Annotated in this window: 23 protein-coding genes; 13 read left to right on the top strand and 10 right to left on the bottom strand. The window is 68.6% G+C overall.

The annotated features are described in order from the left end of the window. Positions 1-73: 73 nt before the first annotated feature. Both sepH and serC read right to left on the bottom strand, forming a co-directional pair. Positions 74-1,171: a septation protein SepH gene (gene sepH / locus OG300_RS35685; protein WP_405488717.1), complete on the bottom strand. Its 1,098-nt coding sequence runs from the start codon at positions 1,169-1,171 to the stop codon at positions 74-76. Positions 1,172-1,364: 193 nt separating this feature from the next. Next, positions 1,365-2,489 carry a phosphoserine transaminase gene (gene serC, locus OG300_RS35680; protein ID WP_405488715.1) on the bottom strand — a complete coding sequence of 375 codons (1,125 nt, stop codon included), beginning with the start codon at positions 2,487-2,489 and terminating at the stop codon, positions 1,365-1,367. A 156-nt stretch (positions 2,490-2,645) separates the two neighbouring features. Between serC and OG300_RS35675 the strand changes: the two genes are divergently transcribed. Further along, positions 2,646-3,560, top strand: a complete 915-nt coding sequence (locus OG300_RS35675; RefSeq protein ID WP_405488713.1) for a hypothetical protein — start codon at positions 2,646-2,648, stop codon at positions 3,558-3,560. A 28-nt stretch (positions 3,561-3,588) separates the two neighbouring features. Here OG300_RS35675 and OG300_RS35670 read toward each other — a convergent pair whose 3' ends face one another. Then, positions 3,589-4,440 (bottom strand): polysaccharide deacetylase family protein, encoded by an 852-nt coding sequence (locus OG300_RS35670; protein WP_405488711.1) that lies wholly within the window; start codon positions 4,438-4,440, stop codon positions 3,589-3,591. A 240-nt stretch (positions 4,441-4,680) separates the two neighbouring features. On the opposite strand from OG300_RS35670, the gene OG300_RS35665 reads away from it, so the two are divergent. Beyond that, positions 4,681-5,472, top strand: coding sequence for an RDD family protein (locus OG300_RS35665; protein ID WP_405488709.1), 792 nt, complete (start codon positions 4,681-4,683; stop codon positions 5,470-5,472). A 66-nt stretch (positions 5,473-5,538) separates the two neighbouring features. On the opposite strand, the gene OG300_RS35660 is transcribed toward OG300_RS35665, so the two are convergent. Next, positions 5,539-6,681: a citrate synthase 2 gene (locus OG300_RS35660; RefSeq protein ID WP_405488707.1), complete on the bottom strand. Its 1,143-nt coding sequence runs from the start codon at positions 6,679-6,681 to the stop codon at positions 5,539-5,541. Positions 6,682-6,781: 100 nt separating this feature from the next. Here OG300_RS35660 and pdxH point away from each other — a divergent pair, with 100 nt between their 5' ends. The 4 genes from pdxH (at position 6,782) to OG300_RS35640 (ending at position 12,283) form a co-directional block, all read left to right on the top strand. Then, a complete protein-coding gene (gene pdxH, locus OG300_RS35655; protein WP_405488705.1) occupies positions 6,782-7,507 on the top strand; it encodes a pyridoxamine 5'-phosphate oxidase in 726 nt (241 codons plus the stop codon). A 135-nt stretch (positions 7,508-7,642) separates the two neighbouring features. Continuing rightward, positions 7,643-8,926, top strand: coding sequence for an MFS transporter (locus OG300_RS35650; protein ID WP_405488703.1), 1,284 nt, complete (start codon positions 7,643-7,645; stop codon positions 8,924-8,926). Between the two features lie 188 nt (positions 8,927-9,114). Beyond that, entirely contained in the window at positions 9,115-10,428 is a 1,314-nt protein-coding gene (locus tag OG300_RS35645) for a citrate synthase (RefSeq protein WP_405488701.1), read from the top strand. Between the two features lie 649 nt (positions 10,429-11,077). Further along, positions 11,078-12,283: a GNAT family N-acetyltransferase gene (locus OG300_RS35640; protein ID WP_405488699.1), complete on the top strand. Its 1,206-nt coding sequence runs from the start codon at positions 11,078-11,080 to the stop codon at positions 12,281-12,283. Between the two features lie 87 nt (positions 12,284-12,370). On the opposite strand, the gene OG300_RS35635 is transcribed toward OG300_RS35640, so the two are convergent. Beyond that, entirely contained in the window at positions 12,371-14,041 is a 1,671-nt protein-coding gene (locus OG300_RS35635) for a hypothetical protein (protein WP_405488697.1), read from the bottom strand. Between the two features lie 205 nt (positions 14,042-14,246). Between OG300_RS35635 and OG300_RS35630 the strand changes: the two genes are divergently transcribed. After that, complete coding sequence (locus OG300_RS35630; protein WP_405498812.1) at positions 14,247-14,636, top strand: YccF domain-containing protein; 390 nt, start codon at positions 14,247-14,249, stop codon at positions 14,634-14,636. A 10-nt stretch (positions 14,637-14,646) separates the two neighbouring features. Here OG300_RS35630 and OG300_RS35625 read toward each other — a convergent pair whose 3' ends face one another. After that, positions 14,647-15,084 (bottom strand): MarR family winged helix-turn-helix transcriptional regulator, encoded by a 438-nt coding sequence (locus OG300_RS35625; RefSeq protein WP_405488695.1) that lies wholly within the window; start codon positions 15,082-15,084, stop codon positions 14,647-14,649. Positions 15,085-15,194: 110 nt separating this feature from the next. On the opposite strand from OG300_RS35625, the gene OG300_RS35620 reads away from it, so the two are divergent. Then, positions 15,195-15,434, top strand: coding sequence for a DUF2530 domain-containing protein (locus tag OG300_RS35620; protein ID WP_405488693.1), 240 nt, complete (start codon positions 15,195-15,197; stop codon positions 15,432-15,434). Between the two features lie 28 nt (positions 15,435-15,462). Here the strand turns inward: OG300_RS35620 and OG300_RS35615 are convergent, their stop codons facing one another. Beyond that, positions 15,463-16,665: an MFS transporter gene (locus tag OG300_RS35615; protein WP_405488691.1), complete on the bottom strand. Its 1,203-nt coding sequence runs from the start codon at positions 16,663-16,665 to the stop codon at positions 15,463-15,465. 252 nt (positions 16,666-16,917) lie between these two features. Between OG300_RS35615 and OG300_RS35610 the strand changes: the two genes are divergently transcribed. Then, positions 16,918-17,532: a TetR/AcrR family transcriptional regulator gene (locus OG300_RS35610; RefSeq protein ID WP_405488689.1), complete on the top strand. Its 615-nt coding sequence runs from the start codon at positions 16,918-16,920 to the stop codon at positions 17,530-17,532. A gap of 73 nt (positions 17,533-17,605) precedes the next feature. Here OG300_RS35610 and OG300_RS35605 read toward each other — a convergent pair whose 3' ends face one another. Both OG300_RS35605 and OG300_RS35600 read right to left on the bottom strand, forming a co-directional pair. After that, positions 17,606-20,656 (bottom strand): sacsin N-terminal ATP-binding-like domain-containing protein, encoded by a 3,051-nt coding sequence (locus tag OG300_RS35605; RefSeq protein ID WP_405498811.1) that lies wholly within the window; start codon positions 20,654-20,656, stop codon positions 17,606-17,608. A gap of 153 nt (positions 20,657-20,809) precedes the next feature. Beyond that, positions 20,810-21,934, bottom strand: a complete 1,125-nt coding sequence (locus OG300_RS35600) for a DUF3027 domain-containing protein (protein WP_405488687.1) — start codon at positions 21,932-21,934, stop codon at positions 20,810-20,812. A 17-nt stretch (positions 21,935-21,951) separates the two neighbouring features. Here OG300_RS35600 and OG300_RS35595 point away from each other — a divergent pair, with 17 nt between their 5' ends. From OG300_RS35595 to OG300_RS35585, 3 genes are all read left to right on the top strand, one after another. Beyond that, positions 21,952-22,746 (top strand): glutaminyl-peptide cyclotransferase, encoded by a 795-nt coding sequence (locus OG300_RS35595; protein WP_405488685.1) that lies wholly within the window; start codon positions 21,952-21,954, stop codon positions 22,744-22,746. Between the two features lie 93 nt (positions 22,747-22,839). Then, positions 22,840-24,681, top strand: coding sequence for an MFS transporter (locus OG300_RS35590; protein ID WP_405488683.1), 1,842 nt, complete (start codon positions 22,840-22,842; stop codon positions 24,679-24,681). Between the two features lie 16 nt (positions 24,682-24,697). Continuing rightward, entirely contained in the window at positions 24,698-25,237 is a 540-nt protein-coding gene (locus tag OG300_RS35585) for a DUF2771 family protein (protein WP_405488681.1), read from the top strand. Between the two features lie 75 nt (positions 25,238-25,312). Here the strand turns inward: OG300_RS35585 and OG300_RS35580 are convergent, their stop codons facing one another. Next, complete coding sequence (locus tag OG300_RS35580; RefSeq protein WP_405498810.1) at positions 25,313-25,768, bottom strand: cold-shock protein; 456 nt, start codon at positions 25,766-25,768, stop codon at positions 25,313-25,315. Positions 25,769-25,951: 183 nt separating this feature from the next. Here OG300_RS35580 and OG300_RS35575 point away from each other — a divergent pair, with 183 nt between their 5' ends. Beyond that, positions 25,952-26,182, top strand: a complete 231-nt coding sequence (locus OG300_RS35575; protein WP_405488679.1) for a hypothetical protein — start codon at positions 25,952-25,954, stop codon at positions 26,180-26,182. Positions 26,183-26,271 lie beyond the last annotated feature (89 nt).

Below are 26,271 nucleotides of genomic sequence, written 5' to 3'. Positions count from 1 at the left end.
ACCTCCCTAGGTCATCGCACACAGAAGGACCGCCACCAGCTGAAAATCTACTCCGATGACGGCCGAAAGGGGATCAGTGACCCGAACTGCGCACGCCTAGCAGCACGTCCTCCCAGGACGGCATGGGCGCCTTGCCGCCGCGCTTGGCGCGATTCGCCTTCTGCGCGTTGGGTTTCGCGGGCGGCTGCGCGGTGGCGGCCGGGGCCGCCGGTTCCGTCACGGGCTCGGCGACCGGAGCCGCCGGGGCCTCCGCCGCCGGAGCGGGAGTCGAGGGTGCCGGGGCGGGAGCCGAATGTGCCGGGGCGGCCTGCTCTTTGGGGGCGGGCGGGGTGGCCGGGGCCGAGGGTGCGACCGGAGCGGCCGGGGTCACCGCGGGCGCGGCGGCCGCGGGCACCGGGACCGTGCCGTCACCGACGGCGGCCCGCTGCTCGAAGTACTCCTCCTGCTGCTTGGCGACACGGGCCGGGGCGGCGGTGTAGTCGGCCCGCTCCTCACGCGGCGCGGGCATCGGGGCCGGGGCGATCGGCTCGGGGGCCAGCGTCGCCTCGGTCTGATCCGGCAGGATGGTGGCCAAACCGCGTAGGGCACGGCCGAAGTCGGGGTCGATCAGGTCCGAGGCCGGATCATCGAGCGGCACCACGGAACCGCCGTGCGCGTCGGGCTGGTAGCGCCAGTGCGCGGCGATCACCGAACGGCCCGCCTGCCACTGCAATTGGGCGACCCAGTAGCCCTTCTCGTCCTTCCAGGCATCCCATTCGGCGACCTCGATATTGTGGCCGCGCTCGGCGAAGGCCGCCGACACGATCTCGATCAGGGTCTCCACCGCGGGACCGTCGTTGCGCACGGGGTGCGCCTTCTGCGCCAACTCGGCGGCCCGGGCGCGTTCCAGCAGAACGGGATACGCGAAACGCTCCACCCGCGCCATCGGCATGCCGGACTCTTCGGTGACCTGATCCACCGAGGCACCGGCACGGATCCGAGCCTGGATATCGCGTGGGCGCATCGTGGCTTCCGTTTCGATCTCGATTTGGCCGAACCGGGCAAGATCTCCACGGGCAGCGGCCCGCAACTTGTCGTCGGCGGCGAGCCGATACTTCTGGCCGCTCTCGGTATCGATGCACACGATGTGCGTGGAATCGGGCGTCAACCCGATTACTCGAAGTTCACGCACCGTTACCTCCTGTTCGCTGCGCAACTCACAGCTATAGCTAGGCTCGCGACACCGCCCACGTTCTGGAACAGTAGTGCACTTCTGAGCATATTGGGGCAAGACACGCGGCGCGAAAATCTGTCGCCAGATCGCCGCGCCGCATACTGTGTCAACTTTGCCCTCGCTGTCGCGATGGGCACCAGGTGTTTTCGGGTCAGCCGAGCTGGCTGACGACCCAGTCGATGGAGCGGGTCAGCTGCGACACGTCCTCGGGGTCGATGGCCGGGAACATGCCGACGCGCAGCTGGTTGCGACCCAGCTTACGGTAGGGCTCGGTGTCGACGATTCCGTTGGCGCGCAGCACCTTCGCGACCTGCGCCGCGTCCACCGCGTCGGTGAAGTCGATGGTGCCGACCACCTGCGAGCGCAGCGCCGGGTTCTGCACGAACGGGGTGGCGAACTCGCTGGTCTCGGCCCACGAGTACAGGCGCGAGGAGGAGTCGGCGGTGCGCTTCACGGCCCAGTCCAGGCCGCCGTTGCCGTTGAGCCATTCGATCTGGTTGGCGAACAGCAGCAGCGTGGCGAGCGCGGGCGTGTTGTAGGTCTGGTCCTTGGTGGAGTTGTCGACCGCGATGGGCAGCGACAGGAACTCCGGGGTCCAGCGACCCGAGTTCTTGATCTCCTCGACGCGCTCGAGGGCCTTCGGGCTCATCAGCGCGATCCACAGGCCGCCGTCGGCCGCGAAGCACTTCTGCGGCGCGAAGTAGTAGACATCGGTGTCCGCGACGTTGACCGGCAGGCCGCCCGCGCCGGAGGTGGCGTCGATGGCGATCAGCGCGTGCTCGGAACCGGCCGGACGCGACACCGGGATGGCGACACCGGTGGAGGTCTCGTTGTGGGCCCAGCCGATCAGGTCGACCGACGGGTCGGAGGTCGGCTCGGGGGCGTCGCCCGGCTCCGACTTCACCACGATCGGGTCACCGATGAACGGGTTGCCCTTGGCGACCGAGGCGAACTTCGAGGAGAACTCACCGTTGGCCAGGTGCAGCGACTTCTCGCGGATCAGGCCGAAGGCGGCCGCGTCCCAGAACGCGGTGGTGCCGCCGTTGCCCAGCACGACCTCGTAACCGTCGGGCAGCGAGAACAATTCGCGCAGACCGGAGCGCACCCGCGCCACCACGTCCTTGACCGGCTTCTGGCGGTGCGAGGTACCGAACACCGAAGCGCCGACGTCCACCAGGGACTGCAACTGCTCGGGGCGGACCTTGGAGGGGCCGCAGCCGAACCGTCCATCGGCGGGCTTCAGTTCGTCGGGGATGGTCGGGAACGCAGAGGTCATGGCGACCAGGGTAGTGGTGGTATCACCCGCGTACGCGAGTGGGTCGGCGCCGCACAGCGATACGGGGTTGCGCCCCTCAGCAACTCGGACACGGGTCCTCCGGAATGCGCGCGTATCGCTGTGTCGCCCACCACACAGCCATTACGGTTGCGCACCATGGACATGGCCGCAGACGAGCGACCGAGCACCACCGCCGACCCCTCCACCACCGACCCGAGTTCCGGCTCCCCACAACGTTTCCCGGGCCTCGACGACGATCCCGGCCCAGGTCGGGACGTCGCGCGCGCCCCGCGGGACACTCCGCGCCTGGGCCTGCTCGCCCGCCTGTCCACCCAGTTCGGTTCGCGCGGACTCACTCGGCGCGGTCCCGTGCTCGACGGCGCGGCCCGGCGCGAACTGCTGCTGCACGGGGTGGCGGGCACCGCGACCATCCTCAGCGTCCGCTCCGCCCGCAAAGCTCCGGCCACCAAGATCGCCGAACCGGCGGAGGCCCGCGCCGATATCCGCACGCGGGCCGAACGCCGGGTGGACGCCCGCGCCGCGGCTGAACGGCGCGCCGAGATCCGCCAGGCCGACGACCCCGAGAACGGTGACGCCGGTGAGGAGTTCTGGGTGCGCATCCAGCTCGACGACCGGCACGCCTACGAGACCCGGGTGCGGCAGCGGATCACCGCCGCGGACCGCGAGTGGATGCAGCCCGGCGACATCATCTGCTGCCGGGTCGATCCCGGCGACCACGATCGGGTGGTGCTGTATCTGCCCGCGCCCGAGGAGACCACGCGCACCAATATCGCCAAGATCCTCGCCGACGGCCGCCGGGCCCGGGCCACCGTGCTGGCCGCCACCCCGGTGGCCGCGGACTACACCGGTCGCGACGATCCGGTGCTGCGGCTGGATCTGGAACTGCACGCCTGGGACGAGCCGATGCCGTGGCGGGCGCGGGTGGTGCAGCCGGTGCCGCTCTCGGCGCTGGAGCTGGTCGATCTGGGTCGGCATCTCGAGGTCGCGTTCTTCACCGTCGACCATGGTGAATCCGTGGCCGTCGATTGGGCGGCGTCCCGCGAGCTGTGACCCGCGCGCCGTACCGATACTCGAAAAGCTATGGCAGCTTGACGAATTCGAAGCCGTTGGCCTTCAGCGCGGGCAGCGCGTTGAGCATGCCGGGGCCGGTGCCGGACTTCGGGCGGTGCATGTGCGCCAGCGAGATGCCGCCGGATTTGGCCTTCATCATGTTCGACTGGACGGTGGCGGCGGTGGCCGTCGCACCGAAATCAGCGTTGACCGAGTAGCCGACCGGGGTCTCCCCCAGATCCTTGACGATGGCGACGGCGACGGCGTCGTAGTGCGCGGTGCCCGCCCGGAAGAAGCGCGGGGGCTTGCCGGTGAGCGCGGCGATGCGCTGATGGTTGCCCCACACCTCGTCGACGGCGGCCTGCGCGGAGCCGGTGCCCGCGATCTCGTAGGCGGCGCGGCCGTTGACCGACAGCGGGCAGTGCGCGGTGCCGTGGTTGCCGATCTCGAAGAGCGGATTGGCGGCGATCTGTCCGGCGCGGGCCGGGTTGGCGTCGATCCAGCGCTTGTTCAGGAACAGGGTTGCCGGTATCCGCTGGGCCTGCAGGAAGGCCAGCAGGTTCTCGTCGATGTCGTTGTTGCCGGGCCCGCCGCAGGCGTCGAAGGTGACCGCGAACTGCGTGCCGGCGGCGGCGAATCCGGTGGTGATGCCGTCCAGATCCACGCCCCAGCCCGCCGGTTTGCGACCGGCGTACCTGGCGGCGATGGTGTCCGGGTTCACCGTGGAGACCGGTAGCTTGACCGGGTTCGCGCGCGGCGGCTCCAGCACTCTGTCTGACGAATTGCCGTTCGCCACACCGCATCCGGAGGTCGCGAAACTGGCGGCCAGTGCCGCACCCGCGACGAAGAGGCCACGCCTGGACAGTCCTGTGTCGAGCACCGGTGCAGGCTATGCGAATTCGAGCATCGCTACCAGGACCAGGATCAGGGTTGTTTCAAGTGTCGCGCTCCGGCAACCGGCGCAACACCGCCGTTGGGGCAGATGTCACCGGGAATTTCAGCACGGGAAAGGGGCGACGGCCCGGGCGATTCGGGTGTGATCTCCAGTTCATACCGGGCGGCCTGATTGCCTCAGACTGTAGCCTCCCGAATCGAAATCAACCCTTCGCTAGGAATCACATTGACATACCCGAACAACCCGTATCCCCCGCAGCAGCCGGGGTACGGCAGTCAACCGACCGACCAGCCCGCACCTGGCGGGTACGGCGCACCCCAACCTGGTTACGGCGCACCGCAACCCGGCTATGACGCCCAACCCGGCTACGGAGCACCGCAACCCGGCTATGGGGCTCCGCAGCCCGCGTACGGCGCACCCCAGCCCGGCTACCCGGCGGCGCAGCCCTACGGCCAACCCGGTTACGGCGCACCGCAACCCACCTACGGCGCACCCCAGCCCGGCTATGTCCCGTTCGGGGGATACGGGGCACAGTATGCGAGCTGGGGCGCGCGCGTGGCGGCCTACTTCCTCGACGGACTCATCGTCGGAGTGCCCGCCTCGATCTTCTACGGCATCGGTTTCGCAGTCGGATTCAAGAACATCGACTGCACCACCACTCCGTACGACAGTTCGACCTACGAGAGCACCTCCTACAGCAGTTCCTGCTCGGGCGGGCTCAGCGGGGCGGGGCTGGCGCTGATGCTGGTCGGCGCGCTCATCGCCATCGCGGGCGGCCTCTACCTGCTGTACATGGAAGGCAAGAACGGTCAGACGCCGGGCAAGAAGGCCCTGGGCATCCGCCTGATCCGCGAGAACACCGGCCAGCCCATCGGTTTCGGGCTGGCGTTCGTCCGCAAGATCTGCCACGTCGCCGACAGCATGGCCTGCTACCTCGGCTGGCTCTGGCCGCTGTGGGACGACAAGCGGCAGACCTTCGCCGACAAGATCATCGGAACGATCGTCGTCAAGGCCTGACCCCGCCGTGAAAAGCCGGTGGCCCGCAGCGAGATTCGCTGCGGGCCACCGTCGTATGTCACGAGATTACTTGTGCGACACCAGTTCCCAGCCGGGAACGGTCTCGGGGCCGCGCGGGTCCGGGCCGGTGTAGATGGCGGCCGGGCGGACCAGCTTGCCGAGCTTCTTCTGCTCGAGGATGTGCGCACACCAGCCGGCGGTGCGACCACAGGTGAACATGGCGGGCATCATGTGCGCCGGAACCTCGGCGAAGTCCAGGATCACCGCGGCCCAGAACTCGACATTGGTCTCGATGGCGCGGTCCGGGCGACGCTCGCGCAGCTCGGCCAGGGCGGCCTGCTCGAGTGCGGCGGCGACCTCGTAGCGCGGGGCGTCGAGGCGCTTGGCGGTGGCGCGCAGCACGCGGGCACGCGGGTCCTCGGCCCGGTACACCCGGTGCCCGAAGCCCATCAGCTTCTCCTTGCGGTCCAGGATGCCCTTGACCAGAGCCCGTGCGTCACCGGTCTTCTCGACCGCTTCGATCATCGGGAGCACCCGGGCGGGCGCGCCGCCGTGCAGCGGGCCGGACATGGCGCCGATGGCGCCGGACAGCGAGGCCGCCACGTCGGCGCCGGTGGAGGCGATGACGCGGGCGGTGAAGGTGGAGGCGTTCATGCCGTGCTCGGCGGCGGACACCCAGTAGGCGTCGATGGCCTCGACGTGGCGCGGGTCCGGGTCACCCTGCCAGCGGGTCATGAACCGCTCGGTGATGGTGGCGGCCTCGTCGATCTTGGCCTGCGGCACCGCGGGCTGATAGATGCCGCGCGCGGACTGGGCGACATAGGAAAGCGCCATCACCGAGGCCCGCGCGAGGTTGTCGCGGGCGGTGTCGTCGTCGATGTCCAGCAGCGGCTGGTAACCCCAGATGGGGGCCAGCATGGCCAGTCCGGCCTGCACGTCGACGCGCACGTCGCCGGTGTGGATGGGCAGCGGGAACGGCTCGGCGGGCGGCAGGCCGCGACCGAATTCGCCGTCCACCAGCAGGGCCCAGACATCACCGAAGGTGACGTGCTTGCCGACCAGATCTTCGATATCGACACCGCGATAGCGCAGCGAGCCCCCGTCCTTGTCCGGTTCGGCGATATCGGTGGTGAAGGCCACCACTCCTTCGAGACCGCTGACGAAGTCGTCCGGGACGACTGACTTGGGTACCGCAGCGCTGGCAGTCATGTTGTGACTCTCCTTGCAAATCGGGCTGCCCGATCCCTGGGCAGCCACGCCGATCATCTAGACCTTAACGCGCGCATTACTGCGGAGTAACGTCTGGCCCATGGGTGACCAGGAGAAATTCGCCACTCCCGGCTTCGACATCGCGGCCCTGCGCGTCGAGTACGGAGTGGATCAGGGTGACAATCATCCGGGCCGGGAAACCGACCTGGATGAAACCTGGTTGGCGGAAGGCTGGGAACCGTTGCTGCGCAACTGGATAGAGCACGCCACCAGTGCCGGTGTCACCGATCCGAATGCCATGGTGCTGAGCACCGTGGAAATCACCGATTCCGGGCCGCACCCGTCCTCGCGGACAGTTCTGTGCAAAGGACTCTCGCCCGAAGGTGTGACTTTTTACACGAATTACGAATCGCTCAAAGGTCGCCAGCTCACCCGAACCCCGTATGCCTCGGCCACATTCGTGTGGCAGTCGCTGGGTCGCCAGGTGACGGTGCGCGGGCCGGTGCGGCGGGTGCCCGCCGAGGCCATCGAGGTGTACTGGCAGTCCCGGCCGCGCGGCTCCCGGCTGGGCGCCTGGGCTTCGGAGCAGTCGCGGCCGATCGCCTCGCGCGCGGAACTGGATAGGCAGCTTGACGCGGTGACCGAGCGTTTCGCCGACGTGGACGACATTCCGGTGCCGCCGTTCTGGGGCGGTTTCCAGATTCAGCCGGAGACGGTGGAGTTCTGGCAGGGACGGCGCAGCCGCATGCACAACCGGGTGCGTGTGACGGTAGAAGCGGGCAATCCCGAGGTGGCGGCAATGAAGGTCGAGCGATTGCAGCCATGACGGCTGTTGGAGCCCAGGGGGTTCGGGGGCGAAGCCCCTGAGAGTACGAGAGTTGGATTTCTCACTCTCAATACGTGGGACGATTCGCCCAAAACTGCTAGCCAAGGACTATTTAGCGTCACTAATGTCACCGCGGTGAAACTGCTCGCCGACATCACCCCTTTACGGAATTCCGACTACCGGAGGCTCTGGACCACCGGTGTCGTGACCGTCATCGGCGCGCAGCTCTCGGTGGTCGCGGTTCCCAAGCAGCTCTACGACATCACGCACAGTTCCTCGTATGTCGGCCTGGCCGGATTGTTCGGCCTGATCCCGCTGATCGTGTTCGGCCTGTGGGGCGGCGCGCTCGCCGACGCCATGGACCGCCGCAAGATGCTGCTGATCACCAGCGCGGGCACCGGCCTCACCTCGCTGGCCTTCTGGGCGCAGGCCGCCGCGCACCTGAACAATGTCTGGCTGGTGCTGGTGCTTTTCTCGGCGCAGCAGGCCTTCTTCGCCATGAACCAGCCCGCCCGCAGCGCCATCTACCCGCGGCTGCTGCCGCCCGAGCAGCTCCCGGCCGCCAACTCGCTGAGCATGACGGTCATGCAGTTCGGGGCCATCGCCGGACCGGTGCTGGCGGGCATGCTGATTCCGCTGACCGGGCTCGCCACCCTCTACCTGATCGATTCCATCGCCCTGCTGGCCACGGTGTGGGCCACCTGGAAGCTGCCGCCGATCCCGCCGCACGGTGAGAGCCGTCGCGCCGGATTGCGTGAGGTGTTCGACGGTTTCGCCTATCTGGCCACCCAGAAGGTGCTGCTGGCGTCCTTCGCGGTCGACGTGGTGGCCATGGTGTTCGGCATGCCGCGCGCGCTGTTCCCGGAGATCGCGCAGGACAGTTTCGGCGATTCCGCTTCCGGCGGAACGGCTTTGGGCCTGCTGTTCGCGGCCATGTCGGTGGGCGCGGTGCTGGGCGGGGTGTTCTCCGGCTGGCTGTCGCGGGTGTCGCGGCAGGGGCTGGCCGTGGTGGTGTGCATCGTGCTGTGGGGTGCGGGCATGGTCGGATTCGGGCTGGCGGTCGGTCTGGCCGGGCACGGCCTGGGCCTGACCGTCGCGCTCTGGATCGCCCTGGCCTGCCTGGCTTTCGGCGGCGCGGTCGACATGTTCTCGGCGGCGCTGCGCACCACCATGTTGCAGTCGGTGGCCACCGACGAGATGCGCGGCCGCCTGCAGGGCGTGTTCATCGTCGTGGTGGCGGGTGGACCGCGCATCGGTGATGTTGCGCACGGTTTCACGGCCGCCGCGGTGGGTACTGCTGCAGCTGCGGCGGGCGGTGGCGCGCTGGTCGTGATCGGCATGGTGGTCGCCGCGGTGGTCTTCCCCACCTTCGTCCGATACCGGGTGACACGTGCGCATTCAGAGGTGCAGGTCGCCTGACCATTTCGCCCGTCATGCGCATAGCACATGACCGCCGCTCGCCTCACCTGCGAACGATGTGACTGTGAGGTAGCAAAGTGCCACCCTCATTGGTCGGGCGTAGTGGACAGCGGCTAGCGTTGACTCGAGCGCATCGTGCGCCACCCGCGTCCGATGCCTACGGTTCCAAGCCTGAGAGGGATCCTTCCGTGCCCGCTGAGAACATCATCAACGTCGACGACGACGCCAAGCCGGTACTCACCTACCCCGGCGGCGAGTACCCGATGACCGTCGCCAAGGCCGTCGAGGGCAATGACGGAATCGACCTGGGCAAGCTGCTGGCCAGCACCGGGTACGTCACCTACGACCCGGGTTTCATGAACACCGCGTCGACGCGCTCGGCCATCACCTACATCGACGGTGAAGCGGGCATCCTGCGCTACCGCGGCTACCCGATCGAGCAGCTGGCCGGTACCTCGTCCTTCATCGAGGTCAGCTACCTGCTCATCTACGGCGAGCTGCCGACCCAGGCCCAGCTCGACGACTTCACCGACCGCATCCGCCGCCACACGCTGCTGCACGAGGACCTGAAGCGGTTCTTCGACGGCTTCCCGCGCAACGCGCACCCGATGCCGGTGCTGTCCTCGGCGGTCAACGCCCTCTCGGCGTACTACCAGGACTCGCTGGACCCGCGCGACCCCGAGCAGGTCGAGCTGTCCACCATCCGCCTGCTGGCCAAGCTGCCGACCATCGCGGCCTACGCCTACAAGAAGTCGGTCGGTCAGCCGTTCCTCTACCCGGACAACTCGCTGTCGCTGGTGGAGAACTTCCTGCGGATGACCTTCGGCTTCCCGGCCGAGCCCTACGAGGTCGACCCGGATGTGGCGGCCGCGCTGGACATGCTGCTCGTGCTGCACGCCGATCACGAGCAGAACTGCTCGACTTCGACTGTGCGCCTGGTGGGTTCGTCCGACGCCAACCTGTTCACCTCGGTGTCCGGCGGCATCAACGCGCTGTGGGGCCCGCTGCACGGCGGCGCCAACCAGGCCGTGCTGGAGATGCTCGACGACATCAAGGCCAACGGCGGTGACGTCAAGGAGTTCATCCGCAAGGTCAAGAACAAGGAAGACGGCGTGAAGCTGATGGGCTTCGGGCACCGCGTCTACCGCAACTACGACCCGCGCGCGACGATCGCCAAGCAGCACGCCGACGCGATCCTCAGCAAGCTGGGCGGCGACGACCAGCTCTTCGACATCGCCAAGGCCCTGGAAGAGGCGGCGCTGACCGACGAGTACTTCATCGAGCGTCGCCTGTACCCGAACGTCGACTTCTACACCGGCGTCATCTACCGCGCCATGGGCTTCCCGACCCGCATGTTCACCGTGCTGTTCGCCATGGGCCGCCTGCCGGGCTGGATCGCGCACTGGCGCGAGATGCACACCGAGCCGCTGAAGATCGGCCGTCCGCGCCAGATCTACACCGGCTACGGCGAGCGCGACTACCACCCGATCACCGGCCGCTAGCCACACCGCGACCGCCACGATCTCGAGCCTGCCCGCATCGGAGTTCCGATGCGGGCAGGCTCTTTTCGTGGGCGCACCCGCGAATTACCCGGCGGCACAGGCGAACAGCGCATCCCGAACCACCCGGAACGCATCGCCGGAGAGCGAGTTCTCGTTTACAAGAACTTGTTAAGGATTCTGCTGGCGGCGCACGGCAATCTTGTTCTCGTGAGCGGGGCAGGAGGAGCTCACAACACCGAAAGGTCCTGCGCCACAGGCGCAGGACCCCGGTATCCGGGGGGCCGGATCGCGAGATCCGGAACCGGGGGGCCAGGCCGGGGGGCCTGGAGCCGGGACTGTGGGTCTGGGGACCCGCGGTCGGGGGGAACCGGGGGGAATCCGAGCCGGGAGGCTCGGAGCAGGACCGAGTTCGGGGGAACTCGGAGTACAAGCCGGGGGGCTCGAAGGGGGCAGGTCGGGGGGCCTGAAAAGGGCATCGGGTCGGGGGGTTCCGATGCTGGGGAGGGAAGAACCTTGGGGGGAACCTGAGCCGGGGGGCTCAGGACCGGGGGGACCGATCCTGGTGGGTCACGTGTCGCGAGTTGCGGCGGCAGGTGACCCACCAGGAAATTCGGGTGCGTCGGCCCGAAATACGTGGGATGTTCGAATCATGGCATCGACGAATGGTATTTCCGTGCGTTCCGCCAGAGCGGACGAACGACCGGCGATCATCCGGCTCTCCGAGATCTGCTTCGGAATGCGGGTGGACCCCGCCGACCTGGAGCTTTCACCCACTGTCTTCCCCACCGAGCGCGCCCTGGTCGCCGTCGACGGCGACCGCATCGTCGGTCACACCAACGACCGGACGATGACCGTCACCGTTCCGGGCGAACGCACCGTACAGGCCTGCGGCATCACCAGCGTGGTGGTCGCGCCCACCCATCGACGACGCGGCATCCTGCGTGCGCTCTACACCGAGCAGCACCGGCGCACCGAATCCGAGCGGCTGCCGCTCACCATCTTCACCGCCAGCGAGGGCACCATCTACGGCCGCTTCGGCTACGGCCCGGCGCTGGTCGAGAACGTCATCTCGGTGCCCGGACGGATCGCCGAATTCCGGCCCACCACACCCGATCCCGGTGGCGTGCAGATCGTCTCGCTCGACGAGGCCAAGGTGGCGCTGCCCGAGATCTACGACCGCTGGCGGCGACTCGTACCGGGTGCGCAGGAACGCCCCGAAGCCCGTTGGCAGCAGCGGGTTTTCGCCGATTCGATTCAGCAGGAGGGCGGATCTCCGCTGTTCTTCCTGGTGCATCCGGACGGCTACGCAATCCTGCGCCGCCGCTGGGCCGAGGACAAGAACACCGCCGAGGTCCACGAATTGCGGGCCATCACCGGGGAGGCGCACGCCGCGCTGTGGCGGGTGCTGCTGAACCTGGACCTGTCGCACAGCATCGAGGCCACCCTCGCCGACCACGATCCACTCCCCTACCTGGTGACCAACCCGCGCCTGGTGCGGGTCACCGGCCGCCACGACGCGCTGTGGACCCGGATCATGGACGTCCCGGCCGCGCTCACCGCCCGCACCTATCAGCGCGACCTGGATGTGGTGCTGTCGGTGGACGATCCGTTCCGCGAGGCGGGCGGTGTCTTCGCACTGCGGGTGCGCGACGGGGTCGCCGAATGCGAGCCCACCGACCGCACCGCGGATCTCGAACTCGGCATCGACGTGCTCGGCAGCCTGTACTTCGGGGCCTACCGCGCCCGGGTCTTCGCCGCCGCCAACCGGATTCAGGCCAAGGACACCGTCGTGCTGCGCGAGTTCGACGACGCCTTCGCCTCCGAGCGGGACGCCGAACTCGGCTGGTTCTTCTGATCCCGGCTGTGAGAACACCGGCCGGGCACCGCTTTCGGTGCCCGGCCGCCTCCTCCCCACCCGGCCCTGGGACGGGGCCGGATGCTCCTATTTGCCGGCGATCTTCGCTCGGAACGGTCCGCCGACGCTGTTGAACAGAATGTCGCCGTTGGGCAGCGCCTCGACGATGGCGTACGCGCCGTTGCCCAGGTTGGATTGCCCGAAGATGGTGCGGTGCACCGTTTCCCCGGTCTTCCAGTCCAGACCGGTGACCTCCCAGCCGTCGGCCTTGTCGTAGCCGTTGACGAAGACGACCCCGGTGTTCGCCGACACCGCCGGGACCATCGAGGTGGAGATCACGTCGCCGCGCTCCCACACCGAATTCCACTGGTGCGCCTTCGGATCCCATTCGAAGCGCTGCATGCCGTGCGGCGGCGGATCGACCGGGCCGTTGGCCAGCACGTCGACCAGCCGGTCGGGCTCACCGCCGCTGCCGATGTTCTGCACCACGAACGCGCCGTAGCCGTTCACCACCACCGACTGCTCGGACTGGATGAATTCCGGCTTGGGGTCCGGCAATCCGGCGGTCACCTCCTTCTGGTCGGCGATCCGATTCGATTTCGTACCCGGCTTCTGCTGGAAGCCGTCCGGAATCTTGTTGCGCCAGAACGCGACCAGCTTCATGTGATCGGAGCCGTCGGTGATCACCACCAGTTCGTCGGAGTTGCCGTCGAAGCCCATGAGCGTCGGCGTCGACCCGGTGCCGATGCCGAATTTGACTGCCGGAGGCTGCCTTCCGAAGTCGTAGGGCGAGGTCCACGCGCCGTCGGCTTCGTCGGTCGACAGCTTGCTGCCCGTCCACACCACCTTGTGCATGATCTTGTCGCTGGCGATGTAGATGCCGCCGTGCTCGTCGTTGGCCATCGAGTTCGAGACGGTCTCGTCGTCGCCGAAACGCACCTGCTGCGGCGGCCCGTCGAGGTTGCGATCGAAGGCGAGCAGGCCGCGCGAGGAGGCCACGATGACGTGCCCGTCATAGGTCATGCTGACGCCGACCACGTTCTCCGGGGTGCCCAGCGTGGTGAGCTCGGTGCCCAGAAATGGTTTCAGATCAAGGTGTTTCACCACCTCGACGCCTTCTTCCGGCTTGTCGTTGTTCTTCAGGCCGAAGACGTAGAGCTGGGAGTCAAAGGTGTTGTAGTAGACCCGGTTGTCCTTGTCGACCATGGAGTAGACGCCGTTGGCGATGCGGGTCCAGTTCGCGCCGCCCCAGTCCTGCGCGATGGCGTTCTGGATCTGCCCGGCGTCGGTGAAGTTCTGATCGAGGACCTGATCCAGGGCCTGCGCGGAGATCGGCGTGATCCCCGGTGTGTCCAGGCCCGCGACCTCTTTGAATCCGCCGTCGGAGACGTCCACATAGCGCACGCCCGAGGTCGAGGAGATCCACCGGTATTTGTCGGAGGTCGAGGCGAGGGTGATGATGCTGACGGGCCCGACCGCGACCCGCGGCATGGCTTTCGGGTCGATATGGAAAGTGCCGCGCGGCACCGGATCGGTGAAACTGTCGGACTGCCCGGAGTCCAGATGCGTGATGGCGTATTTGTCGGCGGCGAGATACGGATTGCGCGCCGGTCCGGCGCCCGCGGCGGACGCGGTCGCGGAGCTGGAACTCGAACCGGAACTCGACGAGCTGTCGTCGCTGCTACAGGCGCTCAGTGTGCCGGTCGCCGCGAATGCCAGGGCGGTCAGTCCGGCGGATAGTCGCATTGCTTTGCTCAAGATGTGCTCCCTCATTTCTTTGGGGCCAGAAAAGCAATAAGAGCTGGAGATTGCTCCGATAGCGCGACATTAACAGGCAGCCCTTTCCTGGACCAGGCGTTTCCGGCATTTCACCCGATACGGGCGAGGGCCCCGAACTGGAAGTCAGGGTTTTCCCGGTGGTGGGCCGACCTCGGGCGCTGGCATGCTGGAGGTCGTGAAACCCATCCAGTTGATACTCAACGTCCTGTGGCTCGTGCTGGTCGGATTCTGGATGGCGCTGGGCTACATCGTCGCCGGACTCATCTGCTGCGTACTGATCGTGACGATCCCGTGGGGCATCGCCTCGTTCCGCATCGCCAACTACGTGCTGTGGCCCTTCGGCCGCGAAGCCGTCGAAAAACCGGGCGCGGGCGTGCCCTCGATGCTCGGCAACGTCATCTGGCTCATCGTGGCCGGGTGGTGGCTGGCGATCGGGCACCTGTTCACCAGCATCGCCCTCGCCATCACCATCATCGGAATCCCGTTCGCCTGGGCCAATCTCAAGCTGATCCCGATCTCACTGTTCCCGCTGGGACGCGAAATCGTCGACAGCGACCGCCGTTTCGGCTACTGAGGGTCCGCCGCTACTCGGATTCGTCGACGATCTGCTTCATGATGGCGACCGCCTGATCCAGCACCCGCAACTGCTCGTGGCTCAGACCGGAGAGCTGATCGGTCATCCACGCCTCGCGGGCCTGGTTCTCGTCGGCCACCACCGCCCGGCCCGCCGGGGACAGCGACACGATGATCTGCCGCCCGTCGGTGGGATGCGGATTGCGTTCCACCAGATCCAATTCCGACAGTGAGGCGATCACCCGGGTCATGGACGGGGGCTGCACCCGCTCCTTGGCGGCCAGCGTCCCCGGGGTCATCGCGCCTTCCCGATTCAGGGTGGCGAGCGCGGACAGCTGCGTCAGCGAAATCTGAGCATCGGTCCGCCTGCCCCGCAGATGCCGCGTCAAGCGCACCACCGCCAGCGAGAGTTCACTGGCCAGCGCGCGAATGTCGGAAGGCGTTGTCACAGAGGCAAACGATACGGGACCGTCCGCGCGGGGGTCGCCGGTTCGCCGGGTCCGCCATCGCGACCCCGGCGCGCCCCACCGCACGCGGCCCCGCCCACTAGGCTGCAGGGGTGACCACGCCCGTACCGGAGATCCCCCCGCGCTTCACCGATCCGCGGCCGGTACTGGCCGTCGGCACCATCGGCTTCCTGATCGCCACCATCGTGGCCTGGCTCGTCGACGCCTGGGCCACCGCCCGCCCGATCTGCCTGATGGGTCTGGCCGTCGGCCTGCTCGGCTACACCCTCTTCGCGATCCAGCGCCGCGGCGCGCGCCGCGGCGACAAGGGCGCGCAACTCGGCCTGGACTGACCGCCGGACCGGCCGCGGCCGACCGGTTTCAGCCCGGCGTTCGCACGGTTGCCGCGACCGCGGCCGCGAACAGGGCGAGCACGGCCGCGCAGCGCATGACCGTCGAGGTCGACGCGGCGTCCACGACCAGACCGCCCAGTAGCGCGCCCGCCGCCAGGGTCGCCTGAAAACCCGCGGTGAACAGCACCGTCGCCGCCTCGGGCACGGCCGGTGCCGAACGCGCGAGCCAGGTTTGGGAGCAGGCGGGCACCAGGCCGTAGGCCAGCCCCCACACCGCGAGCACGGCGATCGCACCCCCCGGACCACGCCCGAGCAGCGGCAGCAGCGCGGTGCACCCCGCGATCAACAGCGCCGCGGTGACGAATGTGCCACGCAGACCGCGGATCAGCGCCCGGCTGGTGATCGCGGTCCCGGCCACCCCGGCGACCCCGTAGAGCAGCAGGTAGGCCGCGACGGTCCGATTGCCCGCGTGGGTAGCGGATTCCAGGAACGGCGACACATAGGTGAAGGCCGCGAAATGCGCGATCACCAGCAGCGCCGTCACCGCCAACCCGGTGCGCACCCCGGTACCGCGCTCGCGCACCAGCCCGAAAAGGACTGCGGCACTGGTGGTTCGCACCGCACGCAATTCGGGCAGCGCCCACCGGCCGAACGCCGCGATCACCGTCGAGGCGACGGCCAGCACCAGGAACGGTGTCCGCCAGCCGAACTCCTGTCCCAGCGCGGTGCCGAGCGGGACGCCGAGCACCGAGCCGACCGGGACCGCGGCGAAGATCATCGCGGTGGCCGTCGAAACGGCTTCGGGGCGCACCACTCTCGGGGCCAGTCCCGCGCCGATCGACCAGTAGCCGCCGATCACCACCCCGACCAGGATCCGGCCCAGCAGCACCGGCGGATAGCTCGGGGCCACCGCGATCAGCAGATTCGCCAGCGCCAGCAGCAGGAGGAAGGCCGTCAGCATGACGCGACGGTCGAAACGCGCGGTGGCCACGGTCGCCACCGGCGCGGCGATGAGCGCGGTCAGGCCGGGCAGGGTGAGCAGCAGTCCCGCGACGCCCGGGGTGACGCCGAATCCGGCGGCCATCGGATTCAGCAGCCCGACCGGCAGGATCTCACTGGTCACGATGACGAAGATGCCCAGGGACAGGCTGCCGACCGCGGGCCAGCGGGAGCGGGCGACCGCGGCGGCCGGACCCGGTGGGGTCGCCGGGTTTTCGATACGGGTGGACATGGGTGTCCCTTCCGGAGTACTGGATTCGGGGTGCGGCGCCGGGTTTCCAGTACACCGGCCGCGAATGCCGGGATCCGGCGGGTTTTCGCCGACACCGTCGGGGGAACCGCCGCCGCGGTGAGCACTCCGTCCGGGATGCCGTTAATGACCGACTAGCGGATGGTCCAGACCAGGGCGGGAAAACGAACTCGAGGTCCGTGCGAATTGACTGCGCGCGTCGCGGACGCTTAACTCCCTGGAGTGTCCTCCCGATTGAGCGTCGAAGAACGACGGGCCCACCTTATCGAGGCGGCCATCGGCCTTGCCGAAAAGAAGGGCGTGGCAGGGGTTACCACGCGCGATGTTGCCCAGGCAGCCGGTGTTTCCCTCGGTGTGGTGCATTACTGTTTCGAAAATAAAGATCAGCTGATGACCGAGCTGGTCAAGGCGCTCTCGATGGAATTGCGAGATTCCGTCGACGCCAACGAAACGGTTTGGCAAGACGTCGGCACCGGAAAAGAAGCACTGAAACAATTGGTGCGCGCGGGGCTGGAACTCATGTGGCTCAACATCGAAGCCACCCCCGAGCGCCAGCTACTCACCTACGAAACCACCACCTACGCACTGCGCGAAGGCGAGCAGACCCCCGCGAAACTCGCCATCGCACGCGAGCAGTACACATTCAACGACTCCACCGTCGCCGACATCATCGAGCATGCGCGCGAAGCCACCGGCACCCAGTGGATCGCCCCCGTCGGCACCCTCTCGCGATTCATTCTCGCCACCATCGACGGCATCGTGCTGCGCTGGCTCGTCGACAACGACAGTGCCGCGGTACGTGACCAATTGGACGTCCTCGCCGCCACCGTGGCGGGCCACTCGGCCTGACGTTCCACCCACTCCCTCCGGCGCGGACGCTCACCGAAGCATCCGCGCCGGACCCATCTCCGACGTCAATTCCTCAGCGGCGAGCCATGTTCTGCGGCTGCGACTGCACATGGGTGACGTCGCCGTCGCGCCACCAAGCCACCGCGACCGTGGCCTCGTAGGCCCCGGACAGGCGCACCAGCAGCTCCTCGTGCACCACGAGATCACCGGCGGGCGTGGGCAGATCGAACTGCAGGCGCAGCAGCACGCCGAGCGGATCCGCGATCCAGCTGGTGGCGCGGCCGGTGCTCACCACCTCCGCGGTGATCACCTCCGATGCCAGCGGCAACTCCAGCAGCGTGGCCAGCGACCGCGCGGTGGCCAGATCGCTGACCACCAGGCGCTCGGGCGGCAGCGCCGGACCCCACCACGGCAGGTCCAGCACCAGCGCGTCGTCGACGCCGATCACCTCGCCGGACAGTGCCCGCACCTGATCGGGCAGCACCAGCTCCTCGACATCGAGACGACCCGATTCGAGGGCCTCCGCCAGCAGCCGGTAGGTCTGCGAAATCGGTTCGGGCAGTGGGGTTCTCGCCGGATCGGCCAGGGCGTCGAGGAGTTCCTCGGCCAGCATCACCGTGACGATGTCCGGATCGGCCAGCACCCCGCGCAGCACCGTCAGGTCGAGCGCGTCGAACCCGGGCAGCTGCGGCAGCAGTCCGGCGAACAACGTGTCGTCGGGATGCCGCATCAGGCCCAGCTGGATGCCGTCGATGTGCGCGTGATGGTGCAGCCACCACGCGGTGTAGCCGTCGCGGTCGGCCAGCAGCGGACGGGTCGCCTCGTCGGACAGCAACAGCCGCAACGCTTCCGGCCATTCCGCCTCGTCGACCAGATCCAGGTCGCGGACCGCCAGCAGGCGCGGCGGATCCTCGACCAGACCTTCCCACCAGGTGTCCTCGTCGTCGAGATCGTGGTCCGGGCCGGTCGGATCCTCCTCCGACACCAGCGTGAAACTCCAGCCGACACCGATGGCGCGCAACGCTTCCGCGCCGTAGCGCTCGACCGCATCGGCGGCGATGGTGGTGAACGGCGAATCCGCCACCAGCACCCGGGCCAGCGGCGCACCCGGCAGCAGCAGTTCGTCGGCGGGCGCGGATTCGCCTGCCTCGTCGGGCAATTCGAGCAGGCCGAGCCAGGACGGCAGCACACCCGGCGTGCCGAGCACCTGCGCGGCCAGCCCCAGCACCGCGTCCACGGTGTCCGGATCGGCCGGGTCGTCCTCCAGCAGGGCTTGCAGGGCAGGATCATTGAGCAGATCCTCCGGCGTGGCCGCGCGTGCGCCCAGCCGCCCCAGCAGCTCGTGCGCCGCCTCGGGATGCACCAGTCGCGCCCAGTGCACCGGAATCGCGGTCTCCAGCTGATCATCCAGCACGGCGGTCCGCGGCCCGGTGACCAGTCGGCCGTCGGTCAGCGGCACCGCCAGCGCACCCAGCTCCTCCACCGACAACGGATCGGTGGCGAAGCCGTCGAGGGCGTCGTACAGCGAATACCACCACTGCGGTGCACGTTCCAGGCTGCTCGACAGCTCCGCGATCCGGGCCAGCCCGATCCGGTGCACGTCCAGCACCGCCAGCGCGTCCGCGAACTGCCGTCCCGACAGCTCCGGAATGACCAGCGGGCCAACCAGATCGGAGAGCAGATCCGCCAGATCGGTGGTGACACCGGTGAATACGCTGGCCCGGCGCGGTGCGGCCAGCGCGAAGACCGGCATGGGTACCGGGATCGCCGTCGGCCATTCCCAGGAGTCGTCGGACTCCGGTTCGTCGTCCACCTCCGCGAAGGGGTCGACTGGCTCCGGCTCAGGCTCGTCCTCCCACAGCGGCAGCAGGCCCTGGTCCTCGGCAACCCGCACCCGACCGTTCGCCCGGGACGCGCCCAGCTCGGCGACACGCTCGAGATCCGGTGGCAGCGGCGATGATTCGGACTGCTCGGGCGCGGCGAGGGCAGCATCCGAATCGGCGGCCCGCTCGGCGATATCGGCATCGACCGCGGCGGGTTCGGGCGCGCTGTCGTCCCCGGCCACCGAGGCCAGGATGACCGGCAGCCACTCGTTGTCGCGGAGTTCCTCGATCAGGGCCTCCCGCAGCTGGCCGTCGACCTCGCTGCGGGCGAAGGCCGGGGCCGGAACCAGCACCAGGCGGTCGCGGGGCGGCAGGGCGCGGGCGAAATCCGCGTAGCCCGAGGCGAGTTCGGCGACTCGGCCGCCGGGCAGCAGGCGGCGGCGATCCGGCTGCATCGCGATATCGGCGATCAGCAGCGCGGGCAGCGACAGTTCCTCGTCGGAGCGGGTGGGGGCGCGCAGCACGTCCGGATGGGCCGCGACCGGGCGGCCGTTGCGCACCGGCAGCAGCCAGCGGGCGCGCTCGGTGCGGTACTGCCACCAGATGCGGTGCTCGCCGTCCGGGCCGTCGATCCGCAGTTCCCGCAGTCCGTCGTCGAGATCCCTCACGGTGGCGGTGATCTCGTCGTCCTCGATCCGAACCGTCTGCAGCGCGGGCAGTTCCAGCAGCAGATCGACCGCCTCGGCCCGCATCGCCGCCAGCAGCGCCACGATGTCCACGTCCGCGCGCAGGCGCAGCACGATCTCGCTGTCGAAACCGGCGGCGGGCCGCTCCGCGTTCGCCCACGCCAATCGCAGCGCGGGTGGCTCGAATCCGACTGCGGTGGAAGGGATCTCGATACCGTTCTCACCCAGCAGCGCCCACGTCTCGGCCCGCGAGAACCGCACCGACCCACTCGTGGACCGGAACTCCACCTCATCCGACACCGTCAGCACCGCGGTGAAACCCACGCCGAACCGACCGACCGACTCACCATTGTCCGGCTTGTCCGAGGCCCGCAGCGCCGTCAACGCGTGCACACCCGAAACATCCAGTGCCACACCACTGTTGGCCACATGCAGGGTGCGCCCGTCGAGCCACACCGTGATCCGGCCGGGCACCCCGGCCTTGGCGGCGGCATCGGCCGCGTTCTGCGCCAACTCGGTCAGCAGCCGGTCCCGATATCCCGATCGCACCAGATCGGCCTCGGTCGCCGCGTCCTCCCGCAACCGGGTGGGCGAGCCCTTCCAGGCCGCCACCACCCCGGCCCGCAGTGCGGCCGTTCCGAACGGATCCCCCACCTCAGTAGCCGTCACGCCACATCCTTCCAACCGGTTCACCGACGCTTACGCCGACAGACCGTACCCATCCCCCGCCGGGCCCGTGCACCGCCCGGTGGATTCGGGGCCGGAGGCTCAGCGGTTCTCGGACGCTCCCGAGCCGGACTGCGTGCCGCCCGCGGGCTGCTCCACCCGCACCGAACTGACCGCCCAGGCGTCGTCGTAGACCGCATCCGGGTCCGCGACGTCGAACAGGGTGCCCGTGGTCTCGGAGACGACCTCGGCGGCCCGCGATTCCTCGACGACCGGCAGCGACTCCGATTCCGCCACAGTCGCATCCGCGTCCGGAGCCGCGTCTTCGACTGCCGCGACGGCGGTTTCGACGGTCACCGGGAGCTCATCGGCGACCACGGCGGTCTCCTCGACGGCTGACTCGGCCTCGGCCACCGGTTCCGCGGCGTCTTCGACCACCGCTTCGGGGGCGTCTTCGGCCACCGGTTCCGGAGCCCGATACTCGCTGGCCGGAACGATTTCCACGGCCGCGTCGTCGTACGCCTCGTACAGCGGCGAGCCGCCGCCGGTGGGCAGCTCCACATCGGAGTGCGCGCCACAGCCGTAGACCACGCTCACCACGCGCCCGTCCGCGCCCATCGCATTGGCGCAGACACCGAACCCGGCGCGCAGCGAACCGGCGAGCGGAACGTAGAACCCGCACAGCCCGCAGGTGGACGGCGCGGACCGCGCCATCTCGGTGTCGGGGCCGAATTCGGTGAACCAGCGGTCGGCGGCCTCCTCGCGGCCCTCCCGGCTGAGCACCTGGGGGCGGCCCAGTCCGATGTCGCGGGCGAGCTCGTCGACGGCGGGGTCGCCGCTGGTGACGTAGCCGGGCACCAGGCGCGGATCGTTCAGGTAGGGGGCCAGCAGGTCGCCGGGCGACAGATCGCCGGGCCGGATGCGCTGATCCCACGGCACGAAGTCGGGGGCGATCAGCGCGTCGGGGCCGGGTAGCAGCGCCGACTCGCTCACCGTGACGCGGTCGGCCTCCGGCGGGGCGGCCACCACGACCGCCCACTGCCAGCCGCCGTAGCCGGGCAGGGTCGCTTCGAAGTGGTGCGTCGCGCAGGAATCATCCTCGGCGGTCACCCCCAGATGGACGCCCACACCGACCGGTTCCAGATCCAAGAGCGCACGGCGAGCCAGCTCGACCGCCTCCGCCAGGATCGGCCGCACACGAGACTCCGAAACTCCAACCGCGCTCACGCCCTACATTTTGCCGTATGGAGCGCAAACACCGTGCACCGGTAGCGACGGCGGGCCTCGTGGCGTCGGTCGTCCTCGCCCTGGCAGCGACCACTACCGGCTGCACCAGCAGCGACAACACGCCGAAGCTGCGCGCCGAAGTGGTCGCGACCCGCCCGCACGACGTCGCCGCGTTCACCGAGGGCCTCGAAATCGACGGCCCGGTGCTCTACGAAGGAACCGGATTGTCCGGACACTCCCGAATCACCGCGACCGATCTGACCACCGGAGCCGAACTGGCCCGAACGGACCTGCCGGCACCGCTGTTCGGTGAGGGCATCACCCGCGCGGGCGACCTGCTGTGGCAGCTCACCTACAAGGACGGCATCGCCATCGCCCGCGATCCGGCCACCCTGGCCGAACTGCGCCGCACCCGCTACGACGGTGAGGGCTGGGGCCTGTGCGCCCGGGGTGATCGCCTCGTCATGAGCGACGGCAGCGCCACCCTCACCTTCCGCGATCCGGTGACCTTCGCCGTCACCGGCACGATCGCGCTCACCAGCCACGGCAAGGTCCGGCTCAACGAACTCGATTGCGCCCCGGACGGATCCGTCTACGCCAACACCTGGCCGACGAACACCATCCTGCACATCGATCCCGCCACCGGTGCGGTGCTGGCCGCCATCGACGCGTCGGGCCTGCTCCCCGAACACGCCCGGACCCCCGACACCGATGTGCTCAACGGAATCGCCGATATCCCCGGCACCGATCACTTCCTGCTGACCGGCAAGAAGTGGCCGACCTCCTACGAAGTCCGCTTCGTACCCGCCTGATCTGCTCCCGGACATCTGCCCGACACGAACTTGTGGCCGCGCACACCGGCGGTAGTGCAGCCGCCCGTCTGCCGCACTGCAAGAATTGGGGGCGTGACTGCTCCCCGTGACCCCGGTGCCGATCCCGGTCGCTGGGGCGACGAGGACTCACCCATGATCGACAGGCATCCGGGGTACGACCACTATCCGCCCGCCAACCGCGCGGGCCGCCGACCCGACCCCGGACGCGGCGAGCCCGAAGTGCCGGAATTCCTGGCCCGCCGCCCGGACGCCGAACCCATGTCGGGTTACGGCGACGAACCGCGCCGCCCCGACCCCGAACCGCCCGCGAATCACGCACGGCGGCACCCGTCCGACTCCGGGCCGTCCACCCGCAAGGGTCAGAGCCATCCCACGCGCCCGGACACCGTGCGGCATCAGCACGTGGATCCGGAAGCGACACAGGCGCATTCGCACGATCCCGACACCGGGGTCACCGACTCCGGGCTGCACAAGCCACCGCGCAAGCTGACGGTCACCCGGGTCGCGGCGCGGCGCAGCATCGAACTCACCGAGAAGGGGTTCGCGACCTTCCAGCGCGCGGCCAAGGCCGACGGCGCGGAGGAATCCGGGCTGACCGCGCTGATCTACGCCACCATGGCGAACTTCGCGACCGATGCCGCGATCGCGGTGTCGCTGGCCAACACCCTGTTCTTCGCCAGCGCGACCGCCGAATCGAAAACCAAGGTGGCGCTCTATCTCGCGATCACCATCGCCCCGTTCGCGGTGATCGCCCCGGTGATCGGGCCGATGCTCGATCGCCTGCAGCGTGGCCGCCGACTGGCCCTGGCCGGATCCTTCGCCATTCGCGTCCTGATCGCCGGACTGCTCATCTTCAATATCGACAACTGGGCGTTGTATCCGCTGGCGCTGTGCATGATGGTGCTGTCCAAATCGTTCTCGGTGCTGAAGTCCGCGGTCACCCCGCGCCTGCTGCCGCGGGGAATGGACCTGGTGCGCACCAACTCCCGGCTCACCGTGTTCGGCCTGGTCGGCGGCACCCTGGGCGCGGGTGGCGTGGCCGCCCTGATCGCCAAGCTGACCGGTTCGACCGGCGCACTGCTGTTCGCCGCGGCGCTGGCCGCGGCGGGCGCGTACCTGAGCCTGCGCATCCCGCGCTGGGTGGAGGTCACCGAGGGCGAGGTCCCGGCCACCCTCGGCTATCACGGCAACGACGGCCGCACCGAGATCCTGGACCCGAACGCGGCCGAGGACGTGCAGCCGAGCAAACGCCGTCAGCCACTTGGCCGTTCGGTGGTGACCGGACTGTGGGGCAACAGCACGGTGCGCGTGCTGACCGGCTTCCTCACCTTCTACGGCGCGTTCGTGGCCAAGGCCACCGAGCATCGCGCGGTGCAGCAGATCGCCATGCTCGGCGTGATCGGCGCGGCCGCGGCCATCGGCAACTTCACCGGCAACGCCACCGGCGCGCGCATGAAACTTGGCCGCCCCCAACTGATCGTGCTGACCTGCACCATCGGCTGCACGGCGGTCGCGGCGCTGGCGGCGGTGATGGACAGCCTGCTGGGCGCGGCCATCGCCACTTTGGTCGCCGCCGGTGCGAGCGCCCTGGCCAAGGTGTCGCTCGACGCCTCCATCCAGGACGACCTGCCGCCGGAATCCGTCGCTTCCGGTTTCGGCCGCTCCGAGACCGTGCTGCAGCTGGCCTGGGTGCTGGGCGGCTCGGTCGGCGTGCTGCTGCCCACCATGTGGATGCCGACCATGTGGTGGAAGGGTTTCGCGGTGGTCGCGGTCATCATGGCGCTCGGTCTGATTCAAACCGTGGTCAGCTACCGTGGTCATTCGCTGCTGCCCGGTTTGGGCGGCAATCGACCGCAGCACGCGAAACAGGAAGTCCCCAGCGCCGCCCACGGCTCCGGGGAGCCCAGCCAGTGACGGACAGGAACCCCCGGTGAGCCAACCCAAAGCCCGCACGATTTTCGCCCTGCTAGCGGTGGTGGCCGCGGTCGCGGTGGCCTATCTTGCCTCGGTTGTGGTCGTCGCCCGCCATACCGACAAACCGCAGCCGGAGCTGGCCGCGTACTCGCACGGCAAGACCGTGACGGTGAACCCGTACATGTACTGCGATCTGAACGTGGCCGACCGCAAGCTGGACCTGACCGACTGCAAGAACACCCAGGCCGTCTCCGAACTGGATATCCCGCTGGGTTCCCCGCTGCAGATCTCGCTGCCCAAGGACATCGCGAACGTCCCGTGGGAGCTGCTGGTCGGATATCGCCTGCCGGACAACACGATCGAGCCCGAGAGCATCTCCCGGCCCAAGGACAAGCCGTACGCGTACACCCTGAATCCCAAGCCGGGCAAGCGCATCGCGGTGGTGGAGCTGCATCTGCCGATCCCGGCGCGCGACGCGGCCGGTAACGAGGGCTTCATCTCGCGCGGCGTCTGGTCGATCCACACCCCGGCGTTCGATCCGGCCCTGTTCAGCTGAGTTCTCCCCCAACGCATCAGGCCCCGGTGACCGAGTCACCGGGGCCTGAGCCTTTGTCCTGGAGGCGAATTCGGCCTAGTGGTCGAGTTCGCGGGCGACGCCGCGCACCACTTCGGCGATGCGCTGCGACATCTTGCGATCCGGGTACTTGCCCCGCCGCAGATCCGGCTGCACCTTGGTTTCCAGCAGCGTGATCATGTCCTCGATGAGGCCGTGCAACTCGTCGGGATCCTTGCGGGTGATCGGGCCGCCCTCGTCGCGCCCCGCACCGCGGCCACCGCGCTCGCCCCGGCCGCCCCGCTCGCCGCGCTCCTCGCGCAGCGACGGCGGCGTCTCCAGCAGCTTCAGCGAAAGTGCCTGCGGGCCACGGCGACCCGCGGCCATTCCGAACTCGACGCGCTGACCAGGCTTGAGCGCTTCGACGCCGTCGGGCAACGCCGACGATCGGACATAGACGTCCTCGCCCTCATCCTGGGAAAGGAAGCCGAAGCCCTTCTCGACGTCGTACCACTTCACCTTGCCGGTCGGCACTGCGCTCACCTGTTCATCATTCGATGCCCGGACGCGGCCGGACACAATCGTGGTCGCGAACGAGCTCGTCCGCGACCTTTCCTTGTGCGAAAAGAACGCGCCCCACATAGCTGTGCAGGACGCGATTGAGTCGAGTCTACCCCGGTGTGAACAGCGCGAGCACATGAGTTTTACGGTCTTGGGGTGCCGGACTCTTCTGCCAAGCGGGCCGCTCGTGGTTCCTCGAGCCTGCTGCTGTACATCGCCATGGGACTGTTCGGGCTGGGGTTGCTGGCGGTTGTCGCAATCTTCGGCATCGGGCTGCTGACTTCGTCCAAACCGGGGCTCTGGCTGTATCTGCTCGCCATGTGCGCGCCGGTCGGTTTTCTGCTGGCGGTGTTCTACGCGATGTGGACGGGCCGCCGCGCCCGCTGATCCAGCCAACCGGTGAGACCGGGCCGCGACACCGGGATTGCCCAGTTCGTTACCCGGCTACGCCTGTGACCTTCGTCACATAACGAGAC

The sequence above is a fragment of the Nocardia sp. NBC_00511 genome (assembly GCF_045161165.1).
In the GTDB taxonomy this organism is placed as follows: Bacteria; Actinomycetota; Actinomycetes; order Mycobacteriales; family Mycobacteriaceae; genus Nocardia.
Note: the sequence above shows the minus strand (reverse complement) of the source record. Positions and strands in the feature narration are given on the sequence as shown.